The organism is Pseudomonas sp. 65/3-MNA-CIBAN-0223 (genome assembly GCF_040310425.1).
GTDB classification, from domain to species: domain Bacteria; phylum Pseudomonadota; class Gammaproteobacteria; order Pseudomonadales; family Pseudomonadaceae; genus Aquipseudomonas; species Aquipseudomonas gregormendelii.
Map to the genome: position 1 here is coordinate 1 of NZ_JBEOPV010000041.1, position 15,803 is coordinate 15,803.

At 60.0% G+C, this 15,803-nt stretch carries 18 protein-coding genes and 2 pseudogenes; 12 read left to right on the forward strand and 8 right to left on the reverse strand.

All coding sequences use genetic code 11. From position 1 onward, the window contains the following. The first annotated feature begins 139 nt into the window (after window positions 1–139). The gene (locus tag AAEZ09_RS27565; RefSeq protein ID WP_350601529.1) at window positions 140–1,312 is read left to right on the forward strand and encodes an acetyltransferase domain-containing protein; all 1,173 of its coding nucleotides are present in this window, start codon (window positions 140–142) and stop codon (window positions 1,310–1,312) included. Window positions 1,313–1,390: 78 nt separating this feature from the next. Here the strand turns inward: AAEZ09_RS27565 and map are convergent, their stop codons facing one another. From map to nirB, 4 genes are all read right to left on the reverse strand, one after another. After that, complete coding sequence (gene map / locus AAEZ09_RS27570; protein ID WP_350601530.1) at window positions 1,391–2,182, reverse strand: type I methionyl aminopeptidase; 792 nt, start codon at window positions 2,180–2,182, stop codon at window positions 1,391–1,393. Next, window positions 2,179–2,445 carry a ParD-like family protein gene (locus tag AAEZ09_RS27575; protein WP_045059602.1) on the reverse strand — a complete coding sequence of 89 codons (267 nt, stop codon included), beginning with the start codon at window positions 2,443–2,445 and terminating at the stop codon, window positions 2,179–2,181. The genes map and AAEZ09_RS27575 overlap by 4 nt, the downstream gene beginning before the upstream one ends. Window positions 2,446–2,532: 87 nt before the next feature. Further along, complete coding sequence (gene nirD / locus AAEZ09_RS27580) at window positions 2,533–2,895, reverse strand: nitrite reductase small subunit NirD (RefSeq protein ID WP_045059422.1); 363 nt, start codon at window positions 2,893–2,895, stop codon at window positions 2,533–2,535. Further along, complete coding sequence (nirB, locus tag AAEZ09_RS27585; protein WP_350601533.1) at window positions 2,895–5,456, reverse strand: nitrite reductase large subunit NirB; 2,562 nt, start codon at window positions 5,454–5,456, stop codon at window positions 2,895–2,897. The genes nirD and nirB overlap by 1 nt, the downstream gene beginning before the upstream one ends. A 628-nt stretch (window positions 5,457–6,084) precedes the next feature. Between nirB and yghU the strand changes: the two genes are divergently transcribed. Then, entirely contained in the window at window positions 6,085–6,924 is an 840-nt protein-coding gene (yghU, locus tag AAEZ09_RS27590; protein ID WP_350601534.1) for a glutathione-dependent disulfide-bond oxidoreductase, read from the forward strand. A 76-nt stretch (window positions 6,925–7,000) separates the two neighbouring features. Here yghU and AAEZ09_RS27595 read toward each other — a convergent pair whose 3' ends face one another. Next, window positions 7,001–7,459, reverse strand: coding sequence for a winged helix-turn-helix transcriptional regulator (locus AAEZ09_RS27595; protein ID WP_350601536.1), 459 nt, complete (start codon window positions 7,457–7,459; stop codon window positions 7,001–7,003). A gap of 100 nt (window positions 7,460–7,559) precedes the next feature. Here AAEZ09_RS27595 and AAEZ09_RS27600 point away from each other — a divergent pair, with 100 nt between their 5' ends. Genes AAEZ09_RS27600 through AAEZ09_RS27610 form a run of 3 tightly spaced genes read left to right on the forward strand, consistent with a single transcriptional unit; the run spans window position 7,560 to window position 10,230 of the window. Beyond that, window positions 7,560–8,855: an MFS transporter gene (locus AAEZ09_RS27600; protein WP_350601537.1), complete on the forward strand. Its 1,296-nt coding sequence runs from the start codon at window positions 7,560–7,562 to the stop codon at window positions 8,853–8,855. Window positions 8,856–8,858: 3 nt separating this feature from the next. Further along, the gene (locus AAEZ09_RS27605; RefSeq protein WP_350601539.1) at window positions 8,859–9,824 is read left to right on the forward strand and encodes an alpha/beta hydrolase fold domain-containing protein; all 966 of its coding nucleotides are present in this window, start codon (window positions 8,859–8,861) and stop codon (window positions 9,822–9,824) included. Window positions 9,825–9,873: 49 nt separating this feature from the next. After that, complete coding sequence (locus AAEZ09_RS27610; protein WP_350601540.1) at window positions 9,874–10,230, forward strand: hypothetical protein; 357 nt, start codon at window positions 9,874–9,876, stop codon at window positions 10,228–10,230. Here AAEZ09_RS27610 and AAEZ09_RS27615 read toward each other — a convergent pair. Further along, window positions 10,229–10,396 (reverse strand): annotated as a pseudogene (locus AAEZ09_RS27615) (DUF6130 family protein); the annotation flags it as partial. The gene AAEZ09_RS27610 and the pseudogene AAEZ09_RS27615 overlap by 2 nt on opposite strands. A 115-nt stretch (window positions 10,397–10,511) precedes the next feature. Between AAEZ09_RS27615 and AAEZ09_RS27620 the strand changes: the two are divergent. Next, window positions 10,512–11,753, forward strand: coding sequence for an MFS transporter (locus AAEZ09_RS27620; RefSeq protein ID WP_350601542.1), 1,242 nt, complete (start codon window positions 10,512–10,514; stop codon window positions 11,751–11,753). A gap of 78 nt (window positions 11,754–11,831) precedes the next feature. Here AAEZ09_RS27620 and AAEZ09_RS27625 read toward each other — a convergent pair whose 3' ends face one another. Then, a complete protein-coding gene (locus AAEZ09_RS27625; protein ID WP_350601543.1) occupies window positions 11,832–12,386 on the reverse strand; it encodes a GNAT family N-acetyltransferase in 555 nt (184 codons plus the stop codon). Here AAEZ09_RS27625 and AAEZ09_RS27630 point away from each other — a divergent pair. Next, window positions 12,349–12,609, forward strand: coding sequence for a DUF2986 domain-containing protein (locus AAEZ09_RS27630; protein ID WP_350601545.1), 261 nt, complete (start codon window positions 12,349–12,351; stop codon window positions 12,607–12,609). The two genes, AAEZ09_RS27625 and AAEZ09_RS27630, sit on opposite strands and share 38 nt — an antisense overlap. Before the next feature lie 25 nt (window positions 12,610–12,634). Here the strand turns inward: AAEZ09_RS27630 and AAEZ09_RS27635 are convergent. Continuing rightward, a pseudogene (locus AAEZ09_RS27635) lies at window positions 12,635–12,718 on the reverse strand (DUF2798 domain-containing protein); the annotation flags it as partial. A 97-nt stretch (window positions 12,719–12,815) separates the two neighbouring features. Here AAEZ09_RS27635 and AAEZ09_RS27640 point away from each other — a divergent pair. From AAEZ09_RS27640 to AAEZ09_RS27660, 5 genes are all read left to right on the forward strand, one after another. Next, on the forward strand, window positions 12,816–13,163 hold the full coding sequence (locus AAEZ09_RS27640; RefSeq protein ID WP_350601548.1) for a metalloregulator ArsR/SmtB family transcription factor: 348 nt from the start codon (window positions 12,816–12,818) through the stop codon (window positions 13,161–13,163). A 51-nt stretch (window positions 13,164–13,214) separates the two neighbouring features. Continuing rightward, a complete protein-coding gene (locus tag AAEZ09_RS27645; protein ID WP_045059432.1) occupies window positions 13,215–13,685 on the forward strand; it encodes an arsenate reductase ArsC in 471 nt (156 codons plus the stop codon). Window positions 13,686–13,697: 12 nt separating this feature from the next. Further along, a complete protein-coding gene (arsH, locus tag AAEZ09_RS27650) occupies window positions 13,698–14,396 on the forward strand; it encodes an arsenical resistance protein ArsH (protein ID WP_350601549.1) in 699 nt (232 codons plus the stop codon). A gap of 128 nt (window positions 14,397–14,524) precedes the next feature. Further along, entirely contained in the window at window positions 14,525–15,436 is a 912-nt protein-coding gene (locus AAEZ09_RS27655; RefSeq protein WP_045059434.1) for a bestrophin family protein, read from the forward strand. Between the two features lie 75 nt (window positions 15,437–15,511). Next, window positions 15,512–15,803, forward strand: a 292-nt coding sequence (locus tag AAEZ09_RS27660) for a hypothetical protein (protein ID WP_350601552.1), incomplete at its 3' end; no start/stop codon positions are given.

The following is a 15,803-nucleotide window of genomic DNA, read 5'->3' on the forward strand; positions in this document are numbered from 1 at the left end:
ACGATAACGCGGGGCATCAGGCGCCCCGCAGCGTCCTCAGGTTTTTCGCGAGCAAGCTCGCTCCTACAAACCAATGGCACAACTCAATAAAAACGTTATAGGATAACATTACCTACCAATCACTGCCTGCGATTTCCTCATGACAATCCCTGTCCACATCCCTCCCGCCACACGCCTGAACCAGCGCCTGCTATCCATCGATGCCCTCAGGGGATTAGTCATCCTGTTCATGCTGCTCGACCACGTGCGCGAAACGTTTTTCCTGCACCGCCAGGTAGCCGACCCCATGGGCATCGACACCACTGAACCGGCCCTGTTCTTCAGCCGCACCCTCGCCCACCTGTGTGCCCCGGTATTTGTCCTGTTAACCGGTTTGTCCGCCTACCTCTACGGCGAAAAGCATCAGGGCAAAAGCGACGTCTGCACCTTCCTGTTCAAGCGCGGCCTGTTCCTGGTGGTGCTGGAATTCACCCTGGTGAATTTCGCCTGGACCTTCCAGCTCCCACCTAGCGTGATCTACATGCAAGTGATCTGGGCCATCGGCGTCAGCATGATTGCGCTTGCCATCCTGGTGTGGCTGCCTAGGCCCGTCCTGTTCGTTGTGGCCGCGATCATCGTCGCCGGGCACAACCTGCTCGACGGCCTGCACTTCCCGGTCGGCTCAAGCCTGCACGTACCTTGGGCGATCCTGCATGATCGCGGCTGGATCGAGGTATCCGAGCAGCTGAGGTTGCGCACGTCCTATCCGGTCCTGCCTTGGATAGGTGTGATCGCTCTCGGGTACTGCATCGGCCCCTGGTTTGGCGGCTCAGCAAGCGTCAACTCACGCCAACGCAAACTGCTGGTGGCAGGTTCAGGGGTGTTGCTGGGGTTCTTTGCATTGCGCCTTGTCAATGGATACGGCGAAGCGCAATGGCTCGCCTATGAAGGCACCACTCAAACGTTGACGAGCTTCTTCAACATCACCAAGTACCCGCCTTCCCTGCTATTCCTTGCCCTGACAATCGGGGCGGGCCTGCTGTTGCTACTGGGCTTCGAGCGGGCCCAGCAACGCAAGTGGATCAGTACCCTGGCGGTGTTTGGTGCCGCGCCGATGTTCTTCTACTTGCTGCACCTTTATGTGCTCAAGGTGCTGTACCTGATCAGCGTTGCGGTGTTTGGCTTGAACCAGGGCAACTACTTCGGTTTCGACAGCATTTGGGCGGTGTGGTTGACGGCGCTAATACTGGCCGCATCGCTATATTTGCCAGTGCGCTGGTTTGCGGCATTAAAGGCGCGGCGTCGGGATATTGGCTGGCTGAAGTATTTCTGAGTGGCGGCGATTCAGGTCGGCTTGCCGACCTGAATCACGCGTGGTTGAACCGGTCACCCTGATGGCCCAACTGGGCCACTAAACAATCGCAGGATAAACATCACTGCTGTCCGGCCAAACCGACAACACTTCAAAGCCATCGTCAGTCACCGCCACCATGTGCTCCCACTGTGCCGAAAGGGACTCATCCTTGGTCACAACGGTCCAGCCATCCGCCAGGGTCTTCACGTGCCGCTTACCGGCATTGAGCATCGGCTCAATGGTGAAAATCATCCCGGCTTTCAACTTCAGGCCCTGCCCCGGATAGCCGTAATGCAGGATCTGCGGCTCATCGTGATAGACCTTGCCGATGCCGTGCCCGCAGTATTCGCGCACCACACTGAAGCCTTCGCGCTCGGCGACGGTTTGAATGGCATAACCAATGTCGCCCAGGGTCGCACCCGGCCGTACAGCCCGAATGCCGGCGCACATGGCGTCATAGGTGGTCTTGACCAGGCGTCGCGCCTCGGGGGCCGGCTCGCCGACAAAGTACATGCGGCTGGTGTCGCCGTACCAGCCGTCCTTGATCACGGCGATGTCGATATTGAGGATGTCGCCGTCTTTCAAAGGCTCATCCGTTGGAATGCCATGGCAGACCACTTGGTTGACGGAAGTGCACACGGTTTTCGGAAAGCCGTGATAGCCGATATTACCAGCTATGGCTTTCTGCACGTTGACGATGTGGTCGTGGCAGAGTCGATCAAGTTCGTTGGTGGAGACCCCCGCTTTCACATGGGGGGTAATCATGGCCAGCACTTCGGCCGCCAGTTGTGCAGCTGTGCGCGACTGGGCTATTTGCGCCGCCGTGTTGATCGGAACGATGGCCTTCATTTGCCGGCTCCGCTGCCTGCTGCAAGCTGCAGGCCTTGGGCGTTTTGCGCCAGATCACACAGTTGATTCAGGTCCAGGCCTCCCGCCAGTTCGGCACGCACCAGCAAGCGGCAGATGTCGCTGTGGTCCAGGTTCGGGTGCAGCTCGGCGAGCATGCCAATGCGCATCCAGTGCTCGGCCTGCGCGTTGATCGAGCGACTCAGCGCGTCGCTGGCGACGCGCAGGTTTTCGTGCATGCCTTCGGAGATCTTCACAATACCCATGACTTCAACCATACGAAATATATATGAATCATATATTAACCGTTTTGCGAATGAAGTCAAAGGTCCGGGGCCCGGCCCCGGCGTCAGTCAGTCCACACCCAGTTCAACCATGCCACTGTTCAAGCGCACAGGCCAAACCCGCAACCGCTGCTGCGCCGACTCCAGGCAGTGGCCATCTTCCAGGCGAAAATGCTGCTTGTAGATAGGCGACGCAACCACCATGTCCCCCTTGATGTTGCCGATCAAACCGCGACCGATCACATTCGCCCCGGATTGCGGGTCGTGATTGTCGATCGCGTAAAGCGACCGGCCCTGGGCCTCAGGCAGGTAGAACAACGCCACTTGCGCGCCCTCGAACCAGACGACGACCCCGGAGTTGCTGACCAGGTCTTGTTCACTGCAAACCGCTTTCCAGGCTGCAAGGTTTCGCTGAGTGTTGGACTGGCTCATCAGGCAATCTCCTCGATGACAGGAATGAGGTTGAGTTCGGTGACGATGATCGGACGGCGCTGACCGCGCTCCTGGACGAAATGGATATCCGGATCCGGGCGCTTGTCGTTGACGAAGGTGCGGAAGCGCTTGAGCTTTTCCGGGTCCTTGAGGGCGTTGGCCCACTCACACTCGTAGCGATCGACCACCAGCTGCATCTGCGATTCGAGTTCGGCGCCCAGGCCCAGGCTGTCGTGGATGATCACATCCTTGAGGTAATCCAGCCCGCCCTCCAGGCTTTCGCGCCAGACCGAGGTGCGCTGCAATTTGTCGGCGGTGCGGATGTAAAACATCAGGAAGCGGTCGATGTAGCGGATCAGGGTTTCATCGTCCAGGTCCGTGGCGAAGAGTTCAGCGTGGCGCGGCCGCATACCGCCGTTACCGGCGATGAACAGGTTCCAGCCGTTCTCGGTAGCGATCACGCCCACGTCTTTGCTTTGCGCCTCGGCACACTCCCGGGTGCATCCGGACACAGCGAACTTGAGCTTGTGCGGCGAACGCAGGCCCTTGTAGCGGTCCTCGATCGCCAGGGCCATTTTCACGCTGTCCTGCACGCCATAACGGCACCAGGTGCTGCCTACGCACGACTTCACGGTGCGCGTCGATTTGCCGTAGGCATGCCCGGTTTCAAAACCGGCCTCGATCAACTCGGCCCAGATGTCCGGCAATTCGTGCAACTGTGCGCCGAACAGGTCGATGCGCTGACCGCCAGTGATCTTGGTGTAGAGATCGTATTTCTTCGCCACCACGCCGATCGCGATCAGTTTGTCGGCGGTGATTTCGCCGCCCGGAATGCGCGGCACCACCGAGTAGGTACCGTTCTTCTGCATGTTGGCCATGAACGTGTCATTGGTGTCCTGCAACGGCACCAGGGAGGCGTCCATGATCGGCTGGTTCCAGCACGACGCGAGGATCGATCCCACGGCCGGTTTGCAGATACCGCACCCCGTGTGCCCACGGCCATGTTTGGCCAGCAGCTCTTCAAAAGTAGTCACGCATTCCACCCGCACCAGGGCATACAGTTCCTGGCGGGTGTAGGCGAAGTGTTCGCACAGGCTGGTGTCGACGCTGACGCCACGGGCGATCAACTCGTGCTCGAATACCTGCTTGAGCAAACCTGCACAGCCACCGCAACCCGTGCCCGCCTTGGTCTGCGATTTCAGCAGCCCGAGGTCGGTGCAGCCGCCTTCGATCGCCGAGCAGATGGAGCCCTTGGTGACGTTGTGGCACGAGCAAACAGTGGCAGCCGCAGGCAACGCGCCGGGGCCGAGCACCGGAGCGCCTGCAGACGACGGCAAGATCAGGCTGGCAGGTTCCTTCGGCAGCACGATGCTGTTCTGCATGTATTGCAGCAGGGTGTCGTAGTAGCTGTTGTCGCCCACCAGCACGGCACCCAACACGTGCTTGCCGGTCGCGTCCACCACCAGGCGCCGGTAGCTGGCCGTCGCCTCGTCGATGAACTGATAGCTGCGCGAACCCGGCGTGTGGGCATGGGCGTCGCCGATAGAACCAACGTCCACGCCGAGCAGTTTCAGCTTGGTCGACATGTCAGCCCCCATGAACGGCTCGGCGGCCTGCTCGCACAACAGGGCGGCAACGCTACGGGCCATTTGGTAACCCGGCGCAACCAGGCCGAACAGGCTGCCGTTCCAGGACGCGCACTCGCCGATCGCGTAGATGTTCGGGTCGATGCTCAGGCACTCGTCGTTGATCACCACGCCCCCACGTGGGCCAATCTCCAGGCCGGACTGGCGGGCCAATGCGTCCTGGGCGCGGATACCGGCGGAGAACACGATCAGGTCGGTCTCGAGGAATTCGTCATTGGCAAAATTCATCCGATAACGGTAGTCCTCGCCGGCGCTGATCGATTGAGTGGCACGGGACAAGTGCACGCCAACCCCCAGCCGTTCGATTTGCGTCTTGAGCGCCAGGCCACCCAGGTCGTCCAGTTGCACCGGCATCAAACGCGGGGCAAATTCCACCACGTGAGCTTCAAGGCCCAGGCTCTTCAGCGCGTTGGCGGCTTCAAGCCCCAGCAGGCCCCCACCCACCACCACGCCCCGGCGGGCGTTGACGGCAGCAGCCCGGATGGCGTCGAGGTCTTCAAGGGTGCGATACACAAGACGCGAGTCGCCTTCAGCGCCCTCGATAGGCGGCACAAACGGGTAAGACCCGGTGGCCAACACCAACTTGTCGTAGGCGATGCAACCTTGCGCGGTGACCACCTCACGACGGGCGCGGTCGATTTCAAATACCGGCACCCCGAGGTGCAGCGTGACACCTGGCGTTTGGTACAGCGAAGCATCGGACAGCGCCAGGGACTCGGCATCGCGGCCGGTGAAGTATTCGGAGAGGTGCACACGATCGTAGGCACGCATCGGCTCCTCGCTGAACACATGCAGCCGATAGTGCTCTAGGGCACCGCGTTCGATCAGTTGCTCGACACAATGATGTCCGACCATGCCATTACCGACCACGATCAGTGTTTTCAACTTGTTCAACGCGGCAACATTGGCATTCATATCAAGCACCCGACAAAGCTCATCACGGTTTAAAAAAGCAAAAAAAAACGCCTGAAACCTTACGGTTCCAGGCGTCTTTGCCTGTTCTTATGCGGAATCAACCGGGCGACTTCGCCTGATCCTCCGCTGTTGCCCATGACCTGTCAGGCCGATCGATCGTCGTTGATCGAGGGGGCAGCCTACCCGGATGGTTCCCGGGAGAGCTAATGGGGGACTTGCAGCCTTTGTGCCAGACATTCCTTGAGTGCCGCAATTTCATCTGGAGCAAGGCTCGTTGAGCTGCCGAGTAGACGTGCGAAGAGGCCTGCTGCAGGCCCAGGGGGCTTGAGCGATGCGGCATTTGCTAAATGACGAGGGCATCTGCCGCACAGCCAGCGAACAAACAGGAGCACTCGTTTTTCGCTTCCAACTGGTGCGCGCCACCCTGCAACCCGCTTTATAAAAGTGCATCCAACGGTGAATTTCAGCGCCTCTTTGCCCTCAACATCCACAGTGTTCGCTCCCGGCGGATACCTGTAATCTCACGGCTGATCGACGTTAAGCGGTCGATGCCTTTGGTAAAATGACCGCCTCGCAGCCACGACCGGCGCACTCCTCTCAGTTATCGACAAATCATGAGGTTTATCCGATGAGTAAAGCTCCCTACGTCCCGCCGCAGGTCTGGGTGAACAACGCCCCGTCCGGCGGACAGTTCGCCAGCATCAACCGCCCCATCGCCGGCCCGACTCACGAAAAAACCTTGCCGGTGGGCAAGCATCCGTTGCAGCTCTATTCGCTGGCGACGCCCAATGGCGTGAAAGTCACGATCCTGCTCGAGGAGTTGCTGGCGCTGGGACACAGCGACGCTGAGTACGATGCCTGGTTGATCCGTATCGGTGAGGGTGACCAGTTCTCCAGTGGCTTTGTCGAGATCAATCCAAACTCGAAGATTCCCGCGCTGCTGGATCGCAGTGTGCAGCCGCCGGTTCGTGTATTCGAGTCCGGCGCGATCCTGCTGTACCTGGCCGAGAAGTTCGGCGAGTTTCTGCCGACCGATTTGGCCGGACGTACCGAGACCCTGAACTGGCTGTTCTGGCAGATGGGCGCAGCGCCCTACCTGGGCGGCGGCTTCGGACACTTTTATGCGTATGCGCCGGAGAAGCTCGAGTACCCGATCAATCGCTTTACCATGGAAGCCAAGCGTCAGCTGGATGTGCTGGATCGCCGCCTGGCCGAAAGCCCGTACCTTGCTGGCGACCGCTACTCCATCGCGGATATCGCGGTGTGGCCCTGGTATGGCCAACTGGTGCGAAACAACGTGTACTCGGCCGCCGAGTTTCTGTCGGCCGACCAGTACACCCATCTGCAGCGCTGGGCAGAGGAAATCGCCAACCGGCCTGCGGTCATCCGTGGCCAGCGGGTCAACCGGACCTGGGGCGATGAGGCGAGCCAGGTTGCCGAACGGCATCAGGCTGAAGATCTGGGTTGAGCGGCTGATTGCCTGAGGGAATCCCGCCGATGTCGGCGGGATATCAGATCTAAAGCTATCGCCAGCAAGCCGGCGCCTACGAGTCCGCTGCGACGACTCTCACCCGGCGGCAATCCGAAGGCCCAAGCCTCTGCCCACTTGCCGAGCGAACCTCGATCGGCATCAAGGGCTCCCCGGATGCCTTGTCCAGCAACACGGACCGCGTCTCCCCCGCCTCGAACAAGAACCGCTCGCCCCACTGCCTCATGCTGACCACCAGCGGAAAAATCTCCCGGCCTTTGTCAGTCAACACGTACTCCTTGTACGCGCTGCCATCCGATGCCGGGCACACCTCGAATACCCCGACCTGAACCAGCGTCTTCAAGCGCGACGCGAGGATATTCTTCGCCACGCCCAGGCTCTTCTGAAACTCGCTGAACCGGCGAATATCGTCGAAGGCATCGCGGATGATCATCAGCGACCAGCGATCGCCGATGGCTTCCAGTGTCCTTGCGACCGGGCACTCGTTGCCTGTTGGTGAATTGTCATCGAACATCGTCCTGCCTCTGTGCAATGTGGTTGCAATTTAAAACCCGATAACGTAACAATTAAAACCAGTTTTTAATTGCAACCAGCTTAACGCCACGGAGGCGCACATGCCAGTCGATGCCGAATCAGTCACTCTATCCTCGGCCAAGGGAAGGCCATGCCAGTCTCAAGGTCTTTCTCCATCGCTCACCTTGCTGTTCTCCGTCACCTGCGCCCTTGCAGTGGCCAACGTCTACTTCGCGCAACCGTTGCTCGATTCGATGGCACAGAGCCTGGGTGTTGCTTCATCGATGATCGGCATCGTGGTCACCGCAACTCAGGTGGGGTATGCCCTGGGGCTGCTGTTTATCGTGCCTCTGGGGGACCTGGTCAACCGCAAGCGGCTGATACTGACTCAGGTGCTGTTGTCGGCACTTGCTCTGGCGGCAGTCGGCGCCGCACAGCAATGGCTGGCACTGTTGAGTGCGATGGTCGCGGTAGGTCTGCTGGCAGTGGTGGTGCAAATACTCGTGGCCTACGCCGCCGTGCTCGCCACACCGTCACAACGCGGGCAGGCCGTGGGCACGGTCACCAGCGGCATTGTGCTGGGCATCCTGCTGGCGCGCTTCACCTCGGGCCTGATTGCCGACATCGCGGGATGGCGCGCGGTCTACTTCATGTCTTCAGGATTGATGCTGAGCATCGCGCTGGTGCTGTGGAAAGTGGTGCCGGTCACCGCGTCGCCGGCGCATCGTGAGTCCTACCTGGGGCTTATCGGTTCGCTGTTCAAATTGTTTGTCACCGAGCCCACCCTTCGCGCCAGGGGCTTGCTCGCCTTGCTGATTTTCGCGGCTTTTTCAGCGCTGTGGACCTCCATGGTGTTGCCCCTGAGCGCCCCGCCACTCGCGCTTTCGCACACGGCTATCGGCCTGTTTGGCCTGGCCGGGGTTGCCGGCGCACTGGCTGCCAGGAGGGCTGGCCGTTGGGCGGATCGAGGCCTGGGACAACGGGTGACCGGCATTTCCCTGGGGCTGCTGACACTGTCCTGGCTGCCTATCAGCTTTGCCCAGACGTCCCTGGTGGCGCTGGTTTGCGGTGTGATCCTTTTGGATTTCGCCGTGCAAGCCGTACACGTCACTAATCAGAGCCTCATTTTCGCCGCACGACCCGACGCCCAGAGCCGCATGGTCGGCGCTTACATGTGCTTTTACTCGGTTGGCAGCGCACTGGGCGCTGCGGCGGCTACCCAGGTTTATGCCCTATGGGGCTGGCCGGCGGTTAGCCTGTTGGGCGCCTTGATCAGCGCGACGGCGTTGGCGGTGTGGTTGCTCACTGCTGTCTCACGGCCTCATTCAGGGCAGTCGCAAAAGACTCGGCACCTGCGGCCCGGTTCAGGGTCTACTCCAACAAATCGTGCGGAGTGAACCATGCCATTTGCCAAATTTGCCCCCTCTGAAGTGGCGCAGATGCGCCAGTTCAACAAGAAGCTCGCCTGGATGCCACGCTTCAAAATACGCAATCGCCTCACGCCGCGAGTGATTCAAGCACTGTTGCGCATGAGCCAGCTCGGCGGCGACAAGCAATTGGCCAGGCATGGGCTCACCGCCGAAAAACGCGTGATCAACGTGGATGGCGTAGCTGTGCCCCTGCGGATCATTCGACCCCAGGGGGAGATTCAGGGCCTCGTGCTGGACTTCCATGGCGGCGGTTGGGTCATCGGCAATGCGCAGATGGATGACGCCTTTAACCTGGCGATGGTCAAGGCGTGCAATGTCGCCACCGTCTCGGTCGATTACCGCCTGGCAGTGTCAACACCGATTGCAGCGCTGATGAATGATTGCCTGGGCGCCGCTCGCTGGTTGCTTGGCAATGAGTGTGAGGAATTTGCCGGGCTGCCCGTGATCTTGGTCGGCGAATCCGCAGGCGCGCATCTCGCTGCGGCGACCTTGTTGGCGCTCAAGGCCTGGCCGACAATGCTCCGGCGAGTGAGCGGCGCGGTGCTTTATTACGGAGTCTACGACCTGACGGGAACGCCAAGCGTGCGCACGGCGGGCCCGGAAACCTTGTTGCTCGACGGTCCGGGCATGGTCGATGCGCTGCGCAGGCTCACCCCGGGCTTGAGCGATGCACAACGCCGCCAGCCGCCCCTGTCTCCACTCTATGGCGACTTTAGCGGTCTTCCACCAGCGCTGATGTTCGTGGGCGAACTGGACCCTCTTCGGGACGACACCCGGGCTATCGCTGAGCGTTGGGGCGAAGTTGCGCAGGTTGAGGTGCACCATCTGCCGGAGTGCGCACACGGGTTCATCCATTTTCCGACGGCGCTGGCCGACAGGGTGCTGGCGTACAGTCGGGAGTGGATCAACGAGCGGATCCACCGGTTGCCGCGCTGAATGCCGCGATCGCACACGCTATCCGTCAACTATCTTTTTAGGAGTCAACATGCCTGCCAATAAGCGCGACAGCGCCCGTATCGAACGCCGCCTGGTCGCTACGCTGACCGAAGCCTGCGAAATGGCGAAAGCTGAAATCACCGGGTTTGACTGGCTGACTCACACGGTCGACTACGATGCTTTTCCACAAAGCCTCAGGGTGATCTGGGTGTTTGAGACCCGTGCGAGCAAGGAGCAAGCGCTTTCCTGTGGGCAGGACACACGCATGCGAGCACTCACGGCCATTGCGCTGGACGAAGCGGGTGTCGATTCAGTGCCAGTGGACCGCTGCGTGCGGTTCGACTCTGAAGAGGAGTGCCAAGTCCAGCATGGCGGGGATTGGCGTCGGCGCCTGTCCGGGCACTAAGGTGAGCGAGACGAGGTGATACCTCAACAGCCGCTTTACCAAATACCGGCATGATCCTGGCGTGCTCCGCTCGATACTGGATGATCACAACCCCGCGGGCGAGTGGCTCGGCGAGCGGCGGATAGGCGATCAAGGCCGGAACCGTCTCGGATTCCAGTGGAAGTATTTCCTGACTCACACGCCCGCGCTGCGCGGGATGAAACTTACCTCCATCGCCAACAGTCACTAGCGATGCGGAGGTTGAGTCCTTTCCCCAGACCTCGATTACTGAAGATATCGCCTTGGGCAGCCATCAAGATCGCCTTAACAATCTCTCGCTGGACAGTGTGAATTTCTTCCTCGCCGATGTCCGCGACGGTCTCGGCCCTTATCTGGCCATTTACCTGTTGGCTGTTCATCAATGGGAGCCGGCCAGTATTGGCCTGGTGATGACGCTGGCGGGTGTCGCCGCGCTCATGGCCCAGACTCCTGCCGGAGCGTTGATCGACCGGGCGCGTAGCAAACGGGCGATTATTGCGATTGCGGCCCTGGTGGTGACGGGCAGCTGCCTGCTGCTGCCATTTGTGACTTCGTTCAGCCTGGTGGCCCTGACTCAAGCGATCAGTGCAGTCGCCGCGTCGGTATTCGCCCCCGCGATCTGCGCCATTTCGCTGGGCATCACCGGCCCCCGGGCATTCACCCGGCGGACCGGGCGAAACGAGACGTTCAATCATGCGGGGAACGCTTGCTCGGCGCTGCTGGCAGGCGGCTTTGCATACCTGTTTGGCCCGGTGGCCGTGTTCTACCTGATGGCAGTCATGGCGCTGGGCAGTGTGGTGGCCGTCACGTTTATTTCAGCCGGGGCGATCGACCACGAGCTCGCACGAGGCTTCGATCCCGACGATGCAGCGCACGGGAAACAACCATCAGGATGGTCAGTGCTGCTCACCAACAAGCCATTGTTGGTGTTCGCCATCTGTTGTGCGCTGTTCCATCTGGCCAACGCCGCGATGCTGCCGCTGGTTAGCCAGAAACTGGCTCAGGTCAATTTACAGATGGCGACACCACTGACTTCGGCGTGCATTGTCGCGGCGCAGTTGGTCATGGTTCCGGTCGCCTGGCTGGTGGGTGCCAAGGCGGATGTGTGGGGACGCAAGCCGCTGCTGCTTGCCGGTTTCCTGATTCTGCCGTTGCGCGGCGCACTCTACACCGTGTCCAACGACCCCTATTGGCTGGTCGCCGTGCAGCTGCTCGACGGCGTCGGTGCGGGGATCTTCGGCGCGCTGTTTCCCGTGGTAGTCAAAGACCTCACCAAAGGCACCGGGCACTTCAACATCAGCCTCGGCGCGCTCACGACCGTTTTCGGCCTGGGGGCGGCGTTCAGCAACGGACTGGCGGGCATTGTCGTGCAAGAGGCGGGCTACAGCGCCGCGTTCCTGACGCTGGCTGGCGTGGCGACGGTGGCGCTGGTTTTGCTCATTGTGGGCATGCCGGAAACCTCGCCGACGGCGCGGGAGGAAGCGGTTTTGGCGCCTAATGGGTAACGTTTTGTGTGGCCTTACCCTCTGTTTTTTCGCCCTCCCAGCGCAATCTGGCGGTCTTTGGGATGGTATCTGGGAAAATCACAACCCAGCGTTGAGCTGAAGGTGATAGCGAGTCAGCGGTAGTGGCTCGCCGTTCTCCTCGAACGTGCGCTGGCTGGCCGCCTCTGCCTTGAAACCGAGTTTGCGGTAAAAGCGACTGGCGCGCTCGTTGCCGTCCAGCACCCAGGCGCTGACTCGCTGAAAACCCTCACCCCCCAGCACCTCGCGCGACACAACCCACAGCGCCGTGCCGATGCCCTGGCCCCAAGCCTGTGGGTCAAGGTAGATGGCCTTCAGTTCGCCATCGCCTGCGCCGGCATCCTCGTCACGGCTGGACCCGAATGAGCTCCAGCCGACCAGGTTGCCCTCCAGTTCTGCCACCCGAATTGCCTGGCTACCATCCTCGATGGCTTTGGCCAGAAAGGCCACGCGCCGATCTACGCTGGCGTCCAGCGCACTCAGGTATCCATCCGACAGCAGCCCCCGATAGGTCGCCTGCCAGCTGCGGATGTGCAGCGTGGCGATCGCGCGCGCGTCGGCGGGGATCGGCTGGCGGATGAGCAGCCCTGGAAGATCGCAGGCGGTTTTGTCCATATGTGGATCTGGCTCAATTTGTAAGCTGATATCATTGATGAACTTACAAGTTGGGCAGAGAAAAATGAACCGGCAGAAAAAAATAAAGCAGTTGTTGAAGGCTCACGCGAAAAAGGCCAGCGCCAAATTGGCACCGGCCAAGGCGAAATACATCAGCAAGGCTGACCGCTTGAAAATGGAAGCTGAGGCGGGTCAGGAGCCAAGCACTGCTGCTGAAAGCTGAAAAGTGCAGACACTCCATTTCATGCCTACCGCGCGTGCACAGTCCAGGCCACAAGCCTGGCAACCATTGGCCTTACAACCATTACGCACACAAAAGCAGATGGCATTGCCGCCACGCCTACTCGGCTAAGCCGCATGAGTTTCTGACTTGCTTAATACATATGGTTATCCGTATATTCGATCATCCATATGTAAAGAGCGCTTGCGATGATCACCCCCCTTGAAATCTTCAAGAGCCTGGCTGACGAGACCCGCCTGCGCGCCACCCTGCTGATTGCCGAGCAGGGCGAGTTATGCGTCTGCGAACTGATGTGCGCGCTCGACGATAGTCAACCGAAAATCAGCCGTCACCTTGCACAATTGCGTAGCAACGGCCTGCTGCTGGATCGGCGTCAGGGCCAGTGGGTGTATTACCGTCTTAACCCGCAGCTGCCGGAGTGGGTTCACGAAATCCTGCGAGTGACGGCAAAGGCTAATGCCGATTGGCTCATGGACAACTCCTCACGCCTGCAGAACATGAATGCACGGCCTGTGCGCGAAAGCGCCTGCTGCTGAACCCCCTTCGATCCGTCCTTTGATGTTCGCCCATAGCGGCTGGAGTACTCCATGCAAGTCCTCTTCATGTGCACGGCCAACAGCTGCCGCAGCATTCTGTCTGAAGCCATGTTCAATCATCTGGCGCCCGCCGGGTTCGCAGCGGTGAGTTCTGGCAGCTTTCCCAAGGGCCAGGTGTTGCCGCGCAGCCTGTCTACCTTGCAGCAGGCCGGTATCTCCACCGATGGTTTGTACAGTAAAGGCAACGATGCCTTCGCAGGCAACCCGCCGGACATCGTCATCAGCGTCTGCGACAAGGCCGCAGGTGAAGCTTGCCCCGTTTACTTCGGCCCTGCGCTGAAAGCCCACTGGGGGCTGGAAGATCCATCCGATGTCAGCGGTGACGAAGCGCTGATCGACGCCGCTTTCCGTGCCACGCTCGCGCGCATCGAACAACGCTGCCAGGCCTTCCTCGAACTGCCCTTCAACCGTCTAAGCCGCGATGAACTCAAACACGAGCTCGATCGCATCGGCACTCTCTGAGGAGAACTGTTCATGTCAGAACACCTGCCCAACCTCGACGCCACCCTGTTCGAAGGTCTGCAAACATCGACCCCGGGCGCCCCCAAACCGCGCATCCTGCTGCTGTACGGATCGACCCGCGAACGCTCTTTCAGCCGGCTGCTGGTAGAAGAAGCCGCCCGCCTGCTTGAGCACTTCGGCGCAGAGGTGCGCACCTTCAACCCGTCCGGCTTGCCGTTGCCTGACGATGCTCCGGTCGAACACCCCAAGGTGCAGGAACTGCGCGATCTGGTGGTGTGGTCGGAAGGTCAGGTCTGGTGTTCGCCGGAGCGCCATGGCGCGATGTCGGCGGTATTCAAGGCACAGATCGACTGGATCCCGCTCGAGCTCGGTGCAGTTCGTCCGACCCAGGGCAAGACCCTGGCAGTGATGCAGGTATGCGGCGGCTCCCAGTCGTTTAACGTGGTCAATCAACTGCGTGTGCTGGGACGGTGGATGCGCATGTTCACCATACCCAATCAGTCGTCAGTGCCGAAGGCTTACATGGAATTCGACGACGCCGGGCGAATGAAACCATCGCCGTTCTATGATCGGGTTGTCGATGTCATGGAGGAGCTGGTGAAATTCACCCTCCTGCTGCGCGACCGCCAGGATTTTCTCGTCGATCGCTACTCGGAGCGCAAGGAAAGTGCCGAGCAACTGATGGCGCGTGTCAATCAGCGTTCAATTTGATGAAGAAGCAACGCCACCCCAGCCTTGGTAAGGCTCGACATGAATCGGCGTCGCAGACCGAACCTTTCCCCCGAAAACACCGTCCGAGGTAAGGCGTTAATGCTTACCGCTCACCACGAGGTTTCCGTTTGAAAGCTGCCGTCATCAAAAAATACCGACTGATCATCAAGACCATGGGTTACGTGGGCTGGGCGTTGTTCTGGCTGTTGCTCTGGGACATCGCGGTCACCGTGGACTTCATGCTGTTTCTCAACGCCAAGATCAACCTGCCGCTGATGCCCCTGACATTGCTCGGTTCGGCATTGGTGGTGCTGATCAGCTTTCGCAACAGCAGTGCCTATAACCGTTGGTGGGAAGCGCGGACGTTGTGGGGGTCGATGATAAATAACTCTCGCAGCTTCGCCCGTCAGGTGCTGACGTTGCTGGATGACGCTGGCCCTGAGTTCAATCCGGTCAAGTCGACCCTGCTGCGCCGCCACGTGGCGTATGTGAATTGCCTGGCGGCGCATTTACAGGGCCATGCTTGTCCGGAGGAAGTCCGCGCGTTTATTCCCGCTGAGGAATTTGCTCGCAGTGGCACCACCAACAACTTTGCCAACGACATCCTCACCGGCTCAGCGGCGTTGCTGGCCCGGGAGTACAAGGCCGGGCGGCTGGACAGCATTCGCCTGGCCAGGCTTGAGTCAACCCTGGTGGACCTGTCCAACAGCCAGGGAGGCATGGAGCGGATCGCCAATACCCCGCTGCCCTACCCTTACGTGTATTTTCCGCGGCTGTTTATTTCGCTGTTTTGCCTGATCGTGCCGGTGGGCCTGGTGGAATCCCTCGGCTGGTTCACGCCACTGGCTTCGACCGTCGTGGGCTTCATGCTATTGGCCATCGAACGCATCGGCACCGACTTGCAAAGCCCGTTCCGCCACAGCGAACACCAGATACAGATGGAAGACCTCTGCGAAACCATCGAGAAAAACCTGCAGTCGATGCAGCGTGATTCTTTGGGCGATGTGCGCAGGCTGGAAGAGCCTGCTAATGCGCTATGAGCATGGCAGTCAGGAACCGTAACGCTCGACTGAAAACCGGATGACAGTCGGCAAACGGAAAATCGTCAAGCGCAGATGTACAGACTGAGCGTCCCAAAGCCGCTACTGAAAAATATCATCAAGACGCTGATGGGCGAGCAGCGCCGAAACATCCGCTTGAGCCATTTATTGCTAAAGCCCGGGAATACAGGCCAGTTTTGCCTGTCGCCACCCTTGTCTATTGGCCGATTTCTGTCTGTTTTAACCGTAAGCCATGAGTCGATTACATGCCTCGATCACAGGCAGTTATCGGCCGATTCTGTTGAAAAAGTCGAATTTTCAAATGGCCTGAACTCAGGCACGACCACCACTGGAGAACCTACTCACC